The organism is Stanieria cyanosphaera PCC 7437, from assembly GCF_000317575.1.
In the GTDB taxonomy this organism is placed as follows: domain Bacteria; phylum Cyanobacteriota; class Cyanobacteriia; order Cyanobacteriales; family Xenococcaceae; genus Stanieria; species Stanieria cyanosphaera.
Window position 1 is genome coordinate 4075269 of sequence record NC_019748.1, and the last position, 17021, is coordinate 4092289.

General features: G+C 34.5%; 17 protein-coding genes. 3 read left to right on the top strand and 14 right to left on the bottom strand.

Going from position 1 to position 17021, the window contains the following annotated elements:
* Window positions 1-244: 244 nt before the first annotated feature.
* Window positions 245-937 carry a hypothetical protein gene (locus tag STA7437_RS17745; RefSeq protein ID WP_015194769.1) on the top strand — a complete coding sequence of 231 codons (693 nt, stop codon included), beginning with the start codon at window positions 245-247 and terminating at the stop codon, window positions 935-937.
* A gap of 245 nt (window positions 938-1182) precedes the next feature.
* Here STA7437_RS17745 and STA7437_RS17750 read toward each other — a convergent pair whose 3' ends face one another.
* Window positions 1183-1908 (bottom strand): ABC transporter ATP-binding protein, encoded by a 726-nt coding sequence (locus tag STA7437_RS17750; RefSeq protein WP_015194770.1) that lies wholly within the window; start codon window positions 1906-1908, stop codon window positions 1183-1185.
* Between the two features lie 419 nt (window positions 1909-2327).
* Here STA7437_RS17750 and STA7437_RS17755 point away from each other — a divergent pair, with 419 nt between their 5' ends.
* A complete protein-coding gene (locus STA7437_RS17755) occupies window positions 2328-2804 on the top strand; it encodes a TspO/MBR family protein (RefSeq protein WP_015194771.1) in 477 nt (158 codons plus the stop codon).
* A gap of 161 nt (window positions 2805-2965) precedes the next feature.
* Here the strand turns inward: STA7437_RS17755 and STA7437_RS17760 are convergent, their stop codons facing one another.
* On the bottom strand, window positions 2966-4339 hold the full coding sequence (locus STA7437_RS17760; protein WP_015194772.1) for a sensor histidine kinase: 1374 nt from the start codon (window positions 4337-4339) through the stop codon (window positions 2966-2968).
* A 774-nt stretch (window positions 4340-5113) separates the two neighbouring features.
* Here STA7437_RS17760 and STA7437_RS17765 point away from each other — a divergent pair.
* Window positions 5114-8242, top strand: a complete 3129-nt coding sequence (locus STA7437_RS17765) for a hypothetical protein (RefSeq protein WP_015194773.1) — start codon at window positions 5114-5116, stop codon at window positions 8240-8242.
* A gap of 68 nt (window positions 8243-8310) precedes the next feature.
* On the opposite strand, the gene STA7437_RS17770 is transcribed toward STA7437_RS17765, so the two are convergent.
* The 12 genes from STA7437_RS17770 to STA7437_RS17825 all read right to left on the bottom strand — a co-directional run bounded on the left by STA7437_RS17770 (window position 8311) and on the right by STA7437_RS17825 (window position 17019).
* A complete protein-coding gene (locus tag STA7437_RS17770; protein ID WP_015194774.1) occupies window positions 8311-9117 on the bottom strand; it encodes a serine/threonine-protein kinase in 807 nt (268 codons plus the stop codon).
* Window positions 9118-9142: 25 nt separating this feature from the next.
* Window positions 9143-9901, bottom strand: coding sequence for a tetratricopeptide repeat protein (locus tag STA7437_RS17775; protein ID WP_015194775.1), 759 nt, complete (start codon window positions 9899-9901; stop codon window positions 9143-9145).
* Between the two features lie 38 nt (window positions 9902-9939).
* On the bottom strand, window positions 9940-10260 hold the full coding sequence (locus tag STA7437_RS17780) for a 2Fe-2S iron-sulfur cluster-binding protein (protein ID WP_015194776.1): 321 nt from the start codon (window positions 10258-10260) through the stop codon (window positions 9940-9942).
* A gap of 60 nt (window positions 10261-10320) precedes the next feature.
* A complete protein-coding gene (locus STA7437_RS17785) occupies window positions 10321-10797 on the bottom strand; it encodes a globin family protein (protein ID WP_015194777.1) in 477 nt (158 codons plus the stop codon).
* Window positions 10798-10831: 34 nt separating this feature from the next.
* Window positions 10832-11314, bottom strand: coding sequence for a 2Fe-2S iron-sulfur cluster-binding protein (locus STA7437_RS17790; RefSeq protein WP_015194778.1), 483 nt, complete (start codon window positions 11312-11314; stop codon window positions 10832-10834).
* A 23-nt stretch (window positions 11315-11337) separates the two neighbouring features.
* Window positions 11338-12015 (bottom strand): V4R domain-containing protein, encoded by a 678-nt coding sequence (locus tag STA7437_RS17795; protein ID WP_015194779.1) that lies wholly within the window; start codon window positions 12013-12015, stop codon window positions 11338-11340.
* A 93-nt stretch (window positions 12016-12108) separates the two neighbouring features.
* Window positions 12109-12594 carry a globin family protein gene (locus STA7437_RS17800; RefSeq protein WP_015194780.1) on the bottom strand — a complete coding sequence of 162 codons (486 nt, stop codon included), beginning with the start codon at window positions 12592-12594 and terminating at the stop codon, window positions 12109-12111.
* Between the two features lie 11 nt (window positions 12595-12605).
* Window positions 12606-12974, bottom strand: a complete 369-nt coding sequence (locus tag STA7437_RS25030) for a hypothetical protein (RefSeq protein ID WP_015194781.1) — start codon at window positions 12972-12974, stop codon at window positions 12606-12608.
* Window positions 12971-13696, bottom strand: a complete 726-nt coding sequence (locus STA7437_RS17810) for a V4R domain-containing protein (RefSeq protein ID WP_015194782.1) — start codon at window positions 13694-13696, stop codon at window positions 12971-12973. Before STA7437_RS17810 ends, STA7437_RS25030 begins: the two co-directional genes overlap by 4 nt.
* Before the next feature lie 620 nt (window positions 13697-14316).
* Window positions 14317-14592 (bottom strand): hypothetical protein, encoded by a 276-nt coding sequence (locus tag STA7437_RS17815; protein ID WP_015194783.1) that lies wholly within the window; start codon window positions 14590-14592, stop codon window positions 14317-14319.
* An 88-nt stretch (window positions 14593-14680) separates the two neighbouring features.
* On the bottom strand, window positions 14681-16345 hold the full coding sequence (locus STA7437_RS17820) for an ABC transporter permease (RefSeq protein WP_015194784.1): 1665 nt from the start codon (window positions 16343-16345) through the stop codon (window positions 14681-14683).
* A gap of 299 nt (window positions 16346-16644) precedes the next feature.
* Window positions 16645-17019 (bottom strand): hypothetical protein, encoded by a 375-nt coding sequence (locus STA7437_RS17825; protein ID WP_015194785.1) that lies wholly within the window; start codon window positions 17017-17019, stop codon window positions 16645-16647.
* Window positions 17020-17021 lie beyond the last annotated feature (2 nt).

A 17021-nucleotide genomic window follows, 5' to 3' on the forward strand; every position in this document is an offset into this window, starting at 1 on the left:
GAGATAAAGAAAAATTGATTCTACTAAGAAACTTATTAAACCAGTTGAAGTTAATCTTGTCTTCCCAAAGTATATTAAATCAAAGAAGTTTTAATTAAATTAAAAGTATAATTTGAGAGTTTTTGATTTGAATCTTATTTAAGATTCAATGAAGTTATACCTACTGCTATTGCTGTTTTTATTGTCAGTGTTTATTCTGAATTTAGTGAACAAAAAACATTCAATAAATTTACGCAAAAAAATCATGACATTAACTATTTCCAATAAAGTATTAGGTCTAGCTGCTGTTGCTACTGCTTCTATAGTTTCTTTTGCTGGTTCTGCTGAAGCTGCTGTTATTCAATTTGATGACAAAACAGTTCACGGTGGTACTATTTCTTATAATGGAACTGGTGGTAGTTTAGTTGGTAAAGATCTTTTATTAGATACTGTTTTAGGAATTGATACTGTTTTAAACAATAAAAAAGAACTTTCTTGTGTAGGTTGTAAATTAAACTTCGTTACAGGAGCAAATATTTCTGAAACACCTTTATACGAATTTGCTTCTGGAGGTTCGGTAACAATTACAGGAAAAATCTTAGACGGTTTAACTGAAATCGTTAATGGAACTCTTTTGACTGGAACATTCACTGAAAACATTTTCGGAAATGTCGCAAACGGTTTTGCAGTTTTTACTGGCATTGGTGTTAATTCAGTTAACTCAGCCCTCAGTTCCTACTATGGTGTTAATGCAACCGACTTTACTTTTGCTCAAACCAGTATTGCAGCTAAAAATGTTAAAGTTGAAAAAAATAGAGGCTTTACTGGTACAGTAACTAATACTGATTTTGATACTAAACCAGTTCAAACTACTCCCGAACCTACTGCTACTCTTGGTTTATTAGCCGTTGGTGCATTCGCTGCTAACAGTGCTGCTAAACGCAAAAAACAAGCTTAATCAAAGTAACTTTTTATAATTTACTTTTATAATTAATAGGGTTTAGATTAACATTTTTTGATTAATCTAAGCTCTTTTTTTTATGACAATATCGTTTTACAGCAGTTTTTGTGCTTGGTAGATTAGAGAAGGCAAAGTAAAATGCAGGAGGCAAAAAATATAAAACTTAATTTTGTTTTTTGTTCTCTACTCCCTATTAACTGATATTAGTGCTGCTCAACAGCCAAATCCTACTTTAATTAAAATTACTTTTTATAAGCTAAGCCTAAATATAACTCTCCTACTTTCGGATCTTTTAATAACTGTTCTCCTGTACCTTCAAAACGATCTTTACCACTTTCTAATACATAACCTCGATTTGCCATTAATAAAGCTTTTTTAGCATTTTGTTCCACTAAAACAATAGATTTTCCTGTTTGATTAATTGCTTTAATTTGTTCAAAAACAGAATTAACTAAAATAGGTGATAAAGCTGCTGAAGGTTCATCTAACAATAATAAATCGGGGTCAAGCATTAATGCCCTACCCATAGCTAACATTTGTCTTTCTCCCCCAGAAAGAGTACCTGCTCGTTGACGACGACGTTCTGCTAATCTGGGAAACATAGTATAAATAGTGTCTTTTAAAGATTGAAGCGAACCATTACGAATAAATGCCCCCATTTCTAAATTTTCTTCTACAGAAAGAGAAGCAAAGACATTTGCTATTTGAGGTACGTAACACATTCCCCTACGTACAATTTGGTTTGATTTCAAACCAGCAATATTTTCTCCTTTAAAAATAATTTTTCCTTGATTGGGATTGAGCAAACCAAAAATAGTTTTTGCTAATGTAGATTTACCTGCGCCATTAGGTCCAATTACTGCTACCAATTCCCCAGGAGCAATGCGAAAGTTAATTCCTTGCAATATATTTAAATCTTGCACATATCCAGCATAAACATTTTCTACTTCTAATAACCAATTATTCATAACTTAGCTTCAATCAATTATCTTGCTTGCTTTGTCTGTCTATTTTGCCAACGAAAAGTGTTGGTCTAAAACTATTATTGATTAATTATTTTGTTATTTTTGCAAACTACTCGACATTAGAGCTTATTTTTAGTTAAATTAAAACAAAGATTTTTTTTGTAGATTAAAAGAAAGCCGTTTGTACATTAGGTTTTTTTTGAGTCTAGACGTGCTAGTACAGCAGTCCAAGAGAAAGATACATCTCAATCAACTATCAACCATCAACAATTAACAAAAATCCTTGTTGTAAGACGTATTTCATAGAAGTGAGAATTCCTATATATCTTTCATTGTATAGATGTTGCTTTAATAACAATGCTTAATAATAACAAGTAGAATTTTTAGCTCAATTTTTATTTAAAAAAAATTTTAATAGTAAAATGGAAGTTCCTTCTTGGTTAGTTATTGGACTTGTGACGATCGCAGTAGCAGCAGCAGCAAATCTTCTTTCCAAAAAAGATATCCGTTGGTTTAAGCATTTACGTCGCCCTAAATGGCTAACCTTTGAAAAAGCAATTCCTTTAATTTGGACAATTGTATTTATTTGTGGTGCTTGGTCTGCTTATATTGTTTGGGAAGCAGAACCTGGTACGATTAAGACATGGTTATTGATGGCTTTTTATTTATTAGTAGAAATAGCTATCGTTGCCTATACTCCTGTGATGTGTAAAGCTCGTAGTCTTAAAGTTGGTACAATAATTGGTGGTGCAGGTTTTGTTCTAGGTTTAATTCTGGCTTTAATCGTTTTATCAATTAGTGGTTGGGCATTTATTTTGTTACTGCCTTATCTTCTTTGGAGTCCTATTGGTACTTTTGTGACTTGGCAAATGGCAAAATTAAATCCTGCCGATACCTAAAAAATTGATTTAGTTGTTCTCTAGTAAAGACTTAACGGGTTAGCTCAGGTTAGTTTCAACGGTGAGAAATTTAATTGGTAGTTATCATCCGAACTTGATATTACGTCTCTACAGTTATCAATCAACAATCAACAATCAACTATTAACAAAAACCATTTTAGTTATTTTAACCAAGTGAAATAAAAAGTTGTTCCTTGTCCTTCTTGAGATTCTAACCAAATTTTTCCCCCTTGATTTTCGACAATTTTCTTGACAATAGAAAGTCCTATTCCAGTACTTTCTTTTTCTTCACGGGAAGCTAAAGTTTGAAATATTTCAAAAATTTTCTCGTGGTATCTAACAGGAATTCCCATTCCATTATCAGCTATAGCAAATTGATAAGCAGAATCGCGATCGCTTACAAAAATTTCAATTTTCCCTTCAGGATTAGAATTATACTTGATTCCATTACTAATTAAGTTACTTAATACTTGTTGTAAAGGTAAAACTTCTGTTTTAAAAACAGGCATTGCTCCATTAATTTTGATTGTAAACTCTGGCGGAGGATTAAGAGAATCAATGATTTCTGCTAGTAATTCCTTAACATCTACAATCGTTTTTTCTTCTTTAAGTCTACCAGCGCGAGAGTAGCGCAACAAGCCGTCAATAAACGCATCCATACGAAAAACTCTTTGACGTAGTAGCGTTAGTTGGTGACTGGTATCTTCATCTAATTTATCCTGTAAGTCTTCTTCTAGCCATTCAGAAAGATTTGCGATCGCTCTTAGTGGAGCTTTTAAATCATGAGAAACAATATAAGTAAACTGGTCTAGCTCTTGATTACGACTAGTTAAATTAGCGTTGGTTTCTGCCAAACTAGTATTAACTAAAACAAGTTCTTTGGCTTGTTCTTCTAATTTACCTTCTGAGTTGCGATAAAACTGTACAGCAACAAAATAACTAATTAAACTAATAGTGATTGTAGAAACAAGTAAAATGTTAGTAACATTTCTAACTTGTTCTAAATTATCTCGACGTGAATTGAGCAAGCGCCATTCTTCTTTTTGGAAAGCATTTAACAAATTACGAACAATGTTCATTTCTTGTTGACTTTCTTCAAACAATTGTCTTAATTGGGGTGATAGCGTTGTTTGTTGTTCTATTTCCATCCTTTGCAAAATTCGTGCTAGTACATTTAATCTTTGCTGTACTTGTGGTTCAATAGCTTGAAGATGCTGCTTTTGTAAAGGATTATCTTCAGTTAGTTGCTTTAAAGAATTAAGACGAGAAGGTATTTCTTGAAGTGATTGTTGATAAGGCTTTAAAAAATCTTCATCTTGAGTAATTTTGTAACCTCGAACTCCCGTTTCTGCATCTAACAACAATCGCAATAAAACATTGCTTTCTCTCATTACTTCTTCGGTATGATTAACCCACCAATGCGCTTTAGCTTCTTCTTGACGTGACCACATCCAGCCATAGACTGTTATGATAACTGAAAGCAAGGGAATGGCTAAAATTAATGCTCCTCGATAAACAGCAGGTAATTTAGGCATTTGTTAATAGTAGTTTGATTAAATTGAGTTTGATTGATGGGAAGTTTATTGAGATTTCGATGCAGCTAAGGCGCGAAGCACAAGTAAACTTTTTCTATACTCCAGCTTTGCCTAAACAGCACTTATTGTATATGTACGTGACTGCGCGTCTTTTCTAGGAATGAATTCTAAAAATACTTTAACTAAACCCCAAAATTGTTTTTATTTTCTAGATGATAAAGTATAAAACAAAATGGTTCGTTCTCGATTAAAAATTTTACAAAAAACCATGCTTTTGAAAAAAACTTTAGATAAAGCTAGCTAAAAATAAGAATTTTTTATGAATTAATCGACTCTTTTTAACAATAAATAAAAACATTTTTAATAAAAAAAACAAATTAGTCTCACATTATAAACTTAATCCTAGCTTTTCTATAATATACCAGTACTCATTAATCATGAGATAGATACAGTAGACAGCTTGCAGCTTTACCAGTATGAAGCTTTATTTTCAGATTAAAAACAGCTTTTGTAGATTAATTCTTTTTTAGCATCAGACTTAAGATAGAAAAATTTACGTCATCAAAATTGCTCCTATCCTACATTGAGATAGATTTTTATGGCTGGAGAGAGAAGCCTGAAACTGAAATGTACTTCATACTTAGGCAATACTTATGATTTCACCAACGCTATGGGTTGAAATTTGATTAACAACTAGTAAACGAATAGACACGAATAATTTCAAACAAGTCGAAACATCTTCAATAACTTAGATGCAAAAATTAGGAACAGAAAATGGCGTTAAATTTATTATCATTTAGCTCTTTATATAATTTAGCAATATACTTTTCTCAAGTGGTCGTACCTGGCCAACCTCCAACCCAACCAACAGCAGAAAACGCTGCTTTGGTTTTTAGTGGCCCGCAGTTTTTTAGTGCGCTTATTGCTGGGGTCGTTTTAGCTTTTGCCTTTCAATTATTACTAACTAATTTGGGTGTAGCAGCAGGAATTTCGTTGCTCGGAAAATCATCTTCTTCCCATCACGAAGAAAAAGAGCCAGATAGTTTTGGTCGCACAATTCGTAAAGTAGGTACAACTTTAGGTTTAGGTACGCTTATTAGCGTTACTTTGGCTCTATTTTTTGCTTGTCTTTTAGCCGTTAAACTAAGTTTGTTTGTTTCACCTGCATCGGGTGCGATTGTCGGCTTAGTAATTTGGGCAACTTTCTTTTCAGCCATGATGTGGCTTAGTTCTACCGCAGTTGGTTCTTTACTAGGTTCGATTTTTAGCACGGCAACTTCGGGGTTACAAGCAATTTTTGGTACAGCCACCGCAGCTTTGGGTGCTAAAGCAGCTAATCAACAAATAATTAATACTGCCGAAGCAGCAGTAGCAGCAGTTAAACGAGAATTGGGTGCAGGAATCGATCCTATAACCATGCGGGAAAATGTTGAAGAATTGCTTCAATCAATTAAAACACCAGAATTAGATTTAGAAAAAATTTCTGCTGATTTTGAGCGACTGCTTAAAGAAGAAGATTTACGAGAAGTAGTCAATAGTGAAAGCCTCCGCAACATTGATCGCAATACTTTTACTCAGTTGATTAGCGATCGCAGTAATCTATCGAAACGAGATGTAGAACGCATTGCCTCTAAATTAGAATCAATTTGGCAGAAGGCAACTAATCAGCAACCGAGTTCTAGTTCTAATAATAAATTAGGAGATTTTGCAAATTATCTTAAGTCAGCTACAAAAGAACAGTTATTGGGTAGCGATCTTAGTAGTAAGCTAGATAGCCTAATTGATGAAATGCGCAAAGATCGTGAAAATCAAGGTGTCAATCCCACTGCTCAAACTACAACCCTAGGACTAAATAGTTTAATGGGTATGATTTTGGGACGTACCGATCTATCTGACTTTGATGTCGATAAAATTGTCGCCAAATTACAAAATTTCAAAGAAAGTTTCAGCGAACAAACAGATAAAGTAGTAACTCAAGTTGGCATCAAAGATTCTCAATCTCGCAGCACGATCAAAACTGATATCGAAAACTATCTCCTCAATGCCTATCCTTGGCAATTAAAACAAAAATATCTTGATGTCGAATTTAGAGATTTAATTTACGATCCTAATGCAGACCCTGAAATGGTAGCTGTCGAATTACGACGAATTAATCGTGGTTACTTTGTCGATTTACTAAAACAAAAAGGTCTTTATACCCAAACACAAATAGAATCTATTGCTAACTTACTCGAAGCAATTCGTTTAGAAGTTATTCACACAGCAGAAGGAGCTAGTGAACGAGAAAAAATGCTGGCTTTGTTAGCAGAAGTAGAATCTTATTTGGTTAATACTCCTAAATCAGAATTAACTCCAGAAAAAATTCAACTCAACCTCAAACCAGCTTTAGAAGACTTTGATGCCAGTTACGAGCAGTTAGGAAATCGCTTAAATCAACTAGATCGTCCTACTTTAGAGCGAATGGTTGAACTACGAGGAGATTTAGATGAGGTTGAAAAATTCAGAACTATTCAAGAAATCGAACTAATTCGCGACCGCATTTTACAAGAGTCACAAACTAACCTTAGCCAAGCAACAAGTTTAGCAGACCAACAATGGCTCAAAGTTCAATCCTATTTAAGAGATACAGGAAAGAGCGAACTCAATCCTCAAGCCATTGAAGCAGAATTAAAATTATTGCTCGAAGATCCCCAGGCAGGTGCTAACGCTCTCAAAACTAGACTAGCTCAATTCGACCGTGACACTTTAGTTCAGTTACTATCTCAGCGTCAAGATCTAAATCAACAACAGGTTGAAGATATCATTGATTCGGTTGAAAATGTTTGGTTTAGTATTCAAACTGCACCCCAAAAACTAACAGCTAAAGCTCAACAGCAATACGAAGAAGCCACAAGTGCGATCGCCAATTATCTTCGTAATACAGGTAAAGCAGAACTTAATCCCGAAGGCATTAAACAAGATCTAACTCTGCTGTTAGACAATCCTCAACTAGGAGCAAAAGCGATTCGTCAACGTCTAGCTGCGATGGATCGAGATACGTTAGTTCAGTTACTCTCTCAACGAAAAGATCTCAATGAAGCAGAAGTTAATCGAGCTATTGATGAAGTTCAGTTTACCCTGCGGACTCTTGCCAAAGCACCACGACGTTTAGCAATACGTACTCAAGCCCAAGTTCAAGACTTCCAAAGTGCGATCGCCAATTATCTCCGCTCTACTGATAAAGAAGAACTCAATCCTGAAGGAATTAAACGCGATATTGAGTTACTACTTAACGATCCTCGCGCTGGTGCAGAAAGTTTGCAAAGCAGACTGGCTAAGTTTGACCGCGATACCTTAGTCGCACTCTTGTCCCAACGCAATGATATGAGTCAAGAAGACGTTAATCGTACTATCGACCAAATCTTATCAGTACGCGATCGCATCTTAGCACAATTACAAACAATTCAAAATCAAGTACAGTCAGTTATCGACCGTGTGTTGGCAAAAATTCGTACCTATCTTGATAGTTTAGAACGCCCTGAACTTGCTTACGAAGGGATCAAACACGACTTACAAACTCTCTTTCACGACCCCCAAGCTGGCTTTGAAGCTCTCAAAGACCGCTTTTCTCAACTAGATCGAGACACCTTGATTGCCGTTTTAAGTTCTCGTGATGATATTTCCCAAGCGGATGCGGAAAGATTGGTATTTCAAGTAGAAAGAACACGCGATCGTATTTTACAACGAGCCGAACGAATTCAAACCGAAGCACAACTCCGTTTGGAAGCAGCTAAAGTTGAAGTCCAAAAACAAGCTGAAGAAACTCGTAAAGCAGCAGCAACAGCTTCTTGGTGGTTATTTTTCACTGCCTTAATTTCTGCCATAGCTTCAGCAGGTGCTGGTGCTTTAGGTGTAATTGACTAATTATTCCTTTATTTTATCTCCTCAGTTATTGGTAAATAGCTGAGGTTTTATTATGTTTATCTTTTTACTCAAAGATGAGATAAAATTTCTCTTGCCAGTTGAATAGATTTACGCATTTCCTCGGCCGAAGCAAATCGTCTTTGAGGTAACTTTTGAAGAGCTTTAATTATAGTAGAGTGTAGGATAAATGGAACAGAATCAGGAATTGTGATGGTTTGATTGAGATGTGCTTTGATTAAATCTCCTGGTAATCCTTCAAAGGGTCTTGTTCCAAGCAATAATTCATAAAGCATAATCCCAACCGCGTAAAGATCGGAAGCAACAGAATAACGACCATAAAATCTTTCAGGAGCCATGTAAGCAGGAGAACCTGTTGCTCCTACACCTACAACCGAAACACCAGCCTCTTGAAATAAACGAGCTATGCCAAAATCAGAAATCTTCGCAATCCAACTATTTCCTTGAGGTTTGAGCAAAACATTCTCTGGTTTTAGGTCACAGTGAACTACCTCTCGACTGTGAGCGTATTCTAAACCTAATAAAATATCATTAATAAACTTAAGAATATCAAGTTTGTTGATATTTACTTGAGATTCTATTAAATCTCTTAAAGTGCCTCCTTCACAATAATCCATTACTAAATATCTGTTATTAGAGCTATAATCTAAACCTTGAAAAGTAACTATATTAGGATGATGCAAACTAACTAAAAAGTTGAGTTCGCGCAAAAATAATTTGGTAGGTAAATTATGGCAATTAAGTTCTTTGAGAGCAACTAATTTACCAGTTTGACGCTCAACTGCACAAAAAACTTTACTAAATTGACCTTGACCAATTTGTCTAAGAATTTCGTAATGGAAAGGTTTATTTTCCACAAAAATTTAATTAATAAAAACTAATTTAAGAAAATAATTTTCCTAAAATCACTGGCTCACTATCTTTATCTTGATTAGAATCTTCAAGTTCATAAAGTTTATTACATAAGTCTTTAGCTTGTTGATAATTCTCCAAATCTTCTTGCTCGAAATATAATTTAGCTGCCATGCGAAAATCTTGAATTGCTCCTTGTTTATCATCTAATTCAGAACGGATCACGCCTCTTTGTTGATAAGCATTGGCATTTCTGTGATTATGTTTAATTGCTTCAGTATATAGTTCTCTTGCTTTAGAAAGCTCGCCTATATTTTGACAATGATGTGCTAATTCACTAAAATCTTCGGATGAACCTCCAACTGCCATAGCTTTACTTAAAATTTGAATTTTTTCTAATTTTTTAACTAGTTCAGTCAATTGTTGTATTTGTTGTTCTACATTTTCATCTTGTTCTTGTAACTTTTGTGTATCAGTATTGAGGTTAGCAATTGATTGTTCAACTGTGCTTATTTGATTAAAAGCTTGATCTAAATTAATGTGGTTTTCCTGAATCTGAGCCGTTAAAATTGCGATCGCTTTTTGAGTATCTTGGGCTTTTAATAATCGATTGCGATTACACAAATTAACAGCAACACAAATTGATAAAGGAATTGAACTCAAAGCTGTTTGCTGAAGAACTATGGCTAGTAGTGAACCACCAACAGAACTGACCACAGAAACAATTTCGACCAGATCTAGCCAATGAAAACTTTTTAATTCTGATGATTGATTAATTTGCTGGGACATAATCGTATCTCAATAACAAAAATTAATTATTAATATTTTTAAGAAAACAATTCTTCAGCTTGATCGGTAACAATAGTGCAATCTGAACGAGGACAAGCAGCACAAGTAAGTATATAACCAGCTTTTAACTCATCTGGACTCAAAAATTCTAAAGCTTTAGCCGTTTGTTCTACCTGACCTTGAAGAACTTTACCTAAACAGTCAAAACAACAGCCATTACGACACGAATAAGGCAAAGTCAGACCTTCTACTTCTGCGATATCCAAAATGTATTCTTCAGAATTGACTTGAATTGTCTGGTTAATTCCTTTGCCTTCGTTAATCAAAGTAACATTATAGGTTTTTGTAATTGTATTCATTGGTCTAATATCCTTTAGTTACAAGCGACAATTATTTAAAATAAAAATTTGTTGACAGCATTACCATAAACCGAGAATATTATGCTCAACTTGGAAAACTACCATAATTAACTCGGCTTCTTCAGGAGTGAGATAGTTTTTGATAACTTCTTGAATAGTAGGATAGTGATTCTGAACATATCGTTTCCATCCAATCGCACGAACAATAGTTTGAAACCAAATTAGTGTGCCTTCGCGCAAGCGGTCTAAGTCGTCCATTAACATAGCAGTACATGAGTAACATATGGCATTTTTTCGATCTCGCCTACAAATTTCTATTTCGTAATCTCCCATCACGAATAATTGGTTATTTTGATTTAAAGCCCGCATTTTAGCTTCTACTTCTGGAATAATTTCTGCTTCGTGATCCCTAATTTTTTCATAGGTACGAATGCGCAAGTCTACCGAATCGAGATATTCTTCTAAAAACTGCAACTCCTGATCCGTTGCATAACGACCATCAACTTCTAAACTTAAACGAGTTAGTTGAGTTAACATAAATCAAATTGTTTGATTGCAAATTGTGAATTATTTAAGCCTCGTGAGTATTAGCAAGATATTCACTAGCTTTGGCTTTAGTATCTTGTAATTGAGTAATCATCGAACGAGTAATTAACTTACCTTCTTCAACTAAAACTTTGCCAGATATGGGGTGTAAGATATTTTGCTCGGCGCGACGACCAATTAAAGTTTCTAAATCATCAAATTGGCTGACGTACATCCCCGCAGGTAACTCAATGATTACTCCTTCTCCTAAAACCCTAGCTTGACAAGCTAAACGAGAATTAACTTGACAGGTAGTAATTAATCCTAAAGTTCTTTGTTCGCGACGATTAATTGGCGAAAGACTTGCCATGCCATCTTTGATGTAAACGTGGCAGGTAGAACACATCCCACGACCGTTACATTCATCATTAATATTAAGTTCATTTTTTAATAATCCCGAGAGAAGATTATCATTAGTCTTAACTAAGGTTTCTTGCCCAAGAGGGTCAACTTTGATTGCTTTAGCCACAGTGATTTAGCCTTGAATGAAGATCAATCTTGATGAATAACTTCGTTATGACAAAGACGACTAAGAATGGTGCTATGGTCTTGTTGTTCTTCTATCCAAGCTTCTGCGGGCTTAAGCCGTTTAGCTAAACCTAAAATAAAATGATTACACTCTGCTCCCAATGATTCGCAAGAGGTTTGGACACAGTGTAAATTTTGTCCAGTTAATTGACTAAAAAAGGCACTTAAAATACCTGCCTCAACAAAACAAATCGGTTTATTGCTAGATAGTTCGAGTGAAGCAAAAGCTGAATTAACAACTTGAACAATTAAAAATCCCTGTTGATAATAGTCCATGTCGAGATTGATTGTTCCCCAGCCATGAGTTTGCCAACATTGCTTGAAACATTGTAAAAATTCAATCATTTCCATCTGAGCTAAAGGTTTGCCATAATATTCGCTAACTTCTTCAGCAAAACGACGATAAAAATTTTTGCCCCACCAAAAACCACAATTAAATAGAACTATTCCTGTAGCAGGTCCTAATTCTTGCTTTATGCCTTGGTAAATTCCTTGCAACATTACTTCAGGTAAAGCAATCAAACGCGCTCCTTGACGATTTTCGATCAAGCCAAATTCTATATCACCCTGAAGATAAGCATCTGGAGCAAAATAGTTTCCCCTTAAGGAACTATCTTGAATAAGATCGGCAATTGTAATCATTTTTTAAATACCTCGGCAAAATTAATTTCAAACTTTCACTTGATTTGATTGGCTTTGAGGTGTTGCTAGGGTAAGTGAATTGGGATACCTTATTTATCCTCCTATTTCAATGGGAGTACGTTCCCCTAATAACTTTGTCTGCGCCATGAGCAAAAAAGGTTCTATTAAATCAAACTGTTCTTGAGATAGAAATTGCTGTAAGCTTGTTTGTAAAAATTCATACAGTTTAGTTTCAATCTCTTGCAATTGATGAGCTTTAATCTGAGGAGCAAGCCATTCTAGCAAACGACGCTGCAAAAATTCTGGATTATTTAACAGCATTGCCATGCTACAGTTACGCATCACTAATAACCAATGCTTTAAAGCTTTTTCTATGAGTTGTTCCTGTTGATCGGGAAAAACATCTAACAATTGATTAGCTACAGTCTGGAAAATATCAATTTCTCGATCGCGTATACTTTTATAAGTCTTTAAACGTTGAGCTAGAGAATCGGTATGATGTTTAAACGCTTTTATTTCTTCCGATTGTAAGTAGTGGTCTTCTGCCTGATACCAAAAAGCTTGAAGATCAGAATGCATAAGATTAACCTTTAAAATAATTCTGTTAAATCAGCAATGTTCATTGTTGGAGTAGAAGCTTGAGCGACGTTCTTTTCTATCTTGAGCGGTGAGAAAGCAGCAATTTTAGGTTTTCCTTCCCAGTCAAAATAGCCAAATAATTGCTCTACGGGTAAAGTCAAAGAAAAATCAACCTTAGTTGTTTGATTCGTTTCATTAGTTAAGGCTTTACCTTGCCAGTTAGCATGGCTAAAAAATTCTTCAAGACTCAAAATTTGCCAATTAGAAAAAAGCTGAGATTCGATTTCTGATGAAGAAGAAACTTTTTGCCTCACAACACCTTGCCAGTTGGCATAGCTAAAAAATTCTTCAAGACTCAGAATCTGCCAGCGATCGCTCATGCCAGATATTCTCCGTTATGTAATCTTTTTTCAATATCTTTAGCAGTAGCTCCTTCGTTATGCCAGAAGGTTGCAGCATCGATGCGGTCTTTTTTACCTAAAAGAAATTTACAATAGGTTTCTCCCATGGCATAACATTGAATTTCAATACAATTTAAGTCTTTTTGAACTAAATCGCTAAAAAATCCTGCTAATAATCCAGCATAAATATGACAAACAGGTTTACCTACATTACCTAAAGTACGAGCAACGGCGGAATCAAAGATGTTGATAAACATAAATCCGTTGTTTTGTTCACTCAAGTCAACATCCCAATTTCCCCAGCCTTGTGTTGCAAAAGGCCACCACCATGCTTCTAAGACATGATGAAGATTTTTTTGGCTAATGTCTTGCTCGTATTGATACTCATTCATAAACCATTGACGAAAGAAACTGGCATCTCTTTTACCCCATTCTTTTCCAATGTTATACATGACAACTGAAGCAGCACTGCCTACTTCTTCTTCTAAACCTTCAATTAAACCAATAATAAAATCTTCTGTTACAAAAATATTTCGAGATTGATTCCAATCAATTACTGTTCCAGTTTCTGCCTGAAAGGAAAAGAAATCATCAAATAAGTAATGATTATGTTTTTGGGGATATTTAGCGCGCAACAAATGTTGATTTTGATTAGGAATTTTTATTGATTTTTTAGTTTGTTCTGGTTGAATAAAAACCATATTATCGACTTCCTACTCGATTTTAACTATAATTAATTATTCTGTTTATTTTCAAAAACTCTTTAGTAAGATAAATTGATTCTTCTAACATTAATGTAGTTCGATTTTAAATTAGTAATATTTTTAATACCTCAGTAAAATCAACGATTATTATTTAAAATTAACTACCAAAGTTATTATTGTAAAAATTATTTTTTATTTAAAAAACTTAATAAAAATTAAAGTTTATATGTATTTATTTTTTAATATTTTTTAGATTGAAAACTAAATTAGTTTCAAGAAAAATTTGACTAATTTAATAGCAAATCTGGACAAAAAAGTCAAGGTGATTTTTCTAAACTTTGAGATATAGCATTTCTAAATCATTTCTTTTGTCTTCTACTTGTTGACAAGAATTTATGTTCACAAATCATACTAAATTCTGTTGATATATAATAAGTAGTCGAGCAAAATAGAAAATTTAAAATGTGTAAATAATTATGCTTAAGTATTTACTTAAAAGCAAGCTTAAGGCAGAAGTATCTGAGTCTAATTAAAACCTTTAACCAAAAGTATGCTTTAGTAATCGGATGCAGTGATTATACGCAAATAATATAAATTAAATAATTAATAGCTTACTATTATATATAAGATTTGAGACGAGCAATAACTAAAGTATTAGTCCATTCTGTTTTAATTAATTCTTGTTTAGTATGCTTAGAAACTAACCACCACCAATCACCTATAACATCAGGTTTTTCTTGGCGTAGCCATTCTCTCAATCCAATAATTTCTTGAGATTGAACCTCTTGAAGATTAAACCATTGATTTTGCCAAGTTGGTTTTGTGTTTAAAAATTGCCAATTAATTGGTGGAATAACTACGCATACTTCTTGCTCAACAATTAACTGAAACATAAGCTTACCTATTTTCTAATCAGTTTTAGAATTGTTTAAGCCAAGTATGCCCAAAAACCAACAAAAAAAATTCGGGGTCACAAAAACTTTAAAAATTGGCACGAAATCTAGCAATTCGGAAACTTAAAAAAATCACTGGAATAATTCCTACTAAAACAATTGCTAAAGCAGGTGCAGAAGCTTCTACTAATCTCTCATCAGAAGCGTATTGATAGACTCGAATAGCTAAAGTATCAAAGTTAAACGGACGAATAACTAAAGTTGCAGGTAACTCTTTCATCACGTCAACAAAGACTAACATGGTTGAAGTTATTAATCCTCCCCACATTAAAGGTGTATGAACTTTGAGTAAAGTACTGGTTGCGCCATAACCAAGACTACGAGAAGCATCATCCAAATTGGGTGTAATTTTATTCAAGCTTGATTCAATCGAACCAAAAGCAACGGCTAAAAAACGCACTAAATAAGCAAAAATTAAAGTAGCAATAGTTCCCGATAACAACAAACCAGTAGAAATGCCAAAAGTAGCTTTCATCCAACTATCGAAAGCATTGTCAAACTGACCAACAGGAATTAAAGTTCCGACAGCAATTACTGAACCAGGAATAGCATAACCGATCGCACCAATTCTTACTGCACTACGCATAATTAAATTAGGTTGTAATCTCTGTCCGTAAGCCATGATCAGGGAAATAATTGTAGCTAATACTGCACTAATAATTGCCAAAATAAAACTATGATTAGTTAAACGCCAAAAATCTTTGTCTAAAGTATCTTCAAAATTACTAATTGTTAGTTGTAGTAAATAACTTGCGGGAATGATAAATCCTAAAGCAACGGGTAGCAAACAACTAAGCCAAGCTAAACTACCTCGAAGCCAACCCAATTGATATTTTGGTAATTGCTGTGTTGCACTGGCAGTTTGATAATAGCGAGCTTGAGAACGCGACCATCTTTCTAAAACAATTAGAATTAAGACAAATAACATTAAAAAAGCAGCTAATTTGGCTGCTGCTGCTCTTTGCCCCATACCCAACCAGGTACGATAGATGCCTGTGGTAAAGGTACTAACTCCGAAATATTCAACTGTCCCAAAATCATTGAGAGTTTCCATCAAAGCTAGAGCTAAACCTGCCATAATAGATGGTCTAGCTAAAGGTAAAGCTACTGTAAAAAAGCTGCGCCAGGGATTACAACCAAGAGAACGACTGGCTTCTAAGGTACAAACTGATTGTTCTAAGAATGCGACTCTAGCAAGTAAATAGACATAGGGATACAACACTAAAATCAGCATTACAATTGCACCCCAAAGGGAACGAACATTGGGAAACCAATAATCTTGAACACTAGTCCAGCCAAATAAATCTCTGAGTCCAGTTTGAACAGGACCAAAATAATCCAACATATATGTATAAGCATAAGCTAATAAGTAGGCTGGTGCAGCAAGAGGCAGTAGCAATAACCATTCAAACCAACTACTACCCCAAAAGCGACACATAGTAACTAACCAAGCTGTTCCTACTCCAATTACTAAAACACCTGTACCAACTCCCAACATTAACCATAGGGAGTTAAGAATATAGTCTTTTAAAACAGTTTGAGTTAAATGAGTCCAAACCCCCTCAGAATTGGTAAAGACGCTGCTAAATACAAAAATTATCGGCATGGCAATGATGATAGCCACTACCAAAACTACGATTGTCCAACCGTTAAATTGAGGAGTTGTAGAGATACGAGTATTTTTGAGGATCATTAGTAGCGATTAAATTTGTTTTAATGATTTGTTTGTTGAGAGTTGTTAGTTATACCATTTCTCAAACATATAGCAATCCTATTTGATTCGTGAATCTAAGTTATCGTCAAAAGGCAAAAGGCAGATGACAGAAGTTAAGTTAATGATTTTTTCATGAATGATTTATGACTGCTGTAGTTGAAGAAATAAAAATAAACAATGAGAAACTTACTTTAGCTCAAAGTTTTGTTTATTCTGATTTCTGTATGGGCAATTCATGAATTGCTTCTACTAATTCGGTTAATGTATGAGAATCGAGATTATTTATTAATCCATTTCCACAGGGGATGACTCGAACCAGAGGCTAAAATTTGTTTGACTTGTTGTTGAAGACGATAACGTTCTCGAAGAGGTAATCCCCAAATAAGATTGCGACTTTGCCACACTAATACAGAAACAGTTAAACCAATACAAATAGATAGACATAAACTCGATCCAAGATTGTAACTCAGGCTATAACGCAGACCAGCCCAGGTAAAATAATCTAATAAGCGTTGAATTTCTGCTCGTAATCCCCATAATCCAAACGTACCAAGTGTTAGCCAGCTAAAAATCACTAGCGACCATCTAGCATATACTGTTAATTGGTGAAGTCGTTTGACTTTTTTACGTAGATTGGGGTCGAGTTCTGTCATGA

Excerpts from the sequence above, each read along its gene's own strand:
- STA7437_RS17750 (WP_015194770.1), bottom strand. The coding sequence starts at position 1,908 with ATGAATAATTGGTTATTAGAAGTAGAAAATGTTTATGCTGGATATGTG.
- STA7437_RS17780 (WP_015194776.1), bottom strand. The coding sequence starts at position 10,260 with ATGAATACAATTACAAAAACCTATAATGTTACTTTGATTAACGAAGGC.
- STA7437_RS17800 (WP_015194780.1), bottom strand. The coding sequence starts at position 12,594 with ATGCATTCTGATCTTCAAGCTTTTTGGTATCAGGCAGAAGACCACTAC.
- STA7437_RS25030 (WP_015194781.1), bottom strand. The coding sequence starts at position 12,974 with ATGAGCGATCGCTGGCAGATTCTGAGTCTTGAAGAATTTTTTAGCTAT.
- STA7437_RS17745 (WP_015194769.1), top strand. The coding sequence starts at position 245 with ATGACATTAACTATTTCCAATAAAGTATTAGGTCTAGCTGCTGTTGCT.
- STA7437_RS17815 (WP_015194783.1), bottom strand. The coding sequence starts at position 14,592 with ATGTTTCAGTTAATTGTTGAGCAAGAAGTATGCGTAGTTATTCCACCA.
- STA7437_RS17755 (WP_015194771.1), top strand. The coding sequence starts at position 2,328 with ATGGAAGTTCCTTCTTGGTTAGTTATTGGACTTGTGACGATCGCAGTA.
- STA7437_RS17795 (WP_015194779.1), bottom strand. The coding sequence starts at position 12,015 with ATGATTACAATTGCCGATCTTATTCAAGATAGTTCCTTAAGGGGAAAC.
- STA7437_RS17765 (WP_015194773.1), top strand. The coding sequence starts at position 5,114 with ATGGCGTTAAATTTATTATCATTTAGCTCTTTATATAATTTAGCAATA.
- STA7437_RS17785 (WP_015194777.1), bottom strand. The coding sequence starts at position 10,797 with ATGTTAACTCAACTAACTCGTTTAAGTTTAGAAGTTGATGGTCGTTAT.
- STA7437_RS17810 (WP_015194782.1), bottom strand. The coding sequence starts at position 13,696 with ATGGTTTTTATTCAACCAGAACAAACTAAAAAATCAATAAAAATTCCT.
- STA7437_RS17775 (WP_015194775.1), bottom strand. The coding sequence starts at position 9,901 with ATGTCCCAGCAAATTAATCAATCATCAGAATTAAAAAGTTTTCATTGG.
- STA7437_RS17820 (WP_015194784.1), bottom strand. The coding sequence starts at position 16,345 with ATGATCCTCAAAAATACTCGTATCTCTACAACTCCTCAATTTAACGGT.
- STA7437_RS17825 (WP_015194785.1), bottom strand. The coding sequence starts at position 17,019 with ATGACAGAACTCGACCCCAATCTACGTAAAAAAGTCAAACGACTTCAC.
- STA7437_RS17760 (WP_015194772.1), bottom strand. The coding sequence starts at position 4,339 with ATGCCTAAATTACCTGCTGTTTATCGAGGAGCATTAATTTTAGCCATT.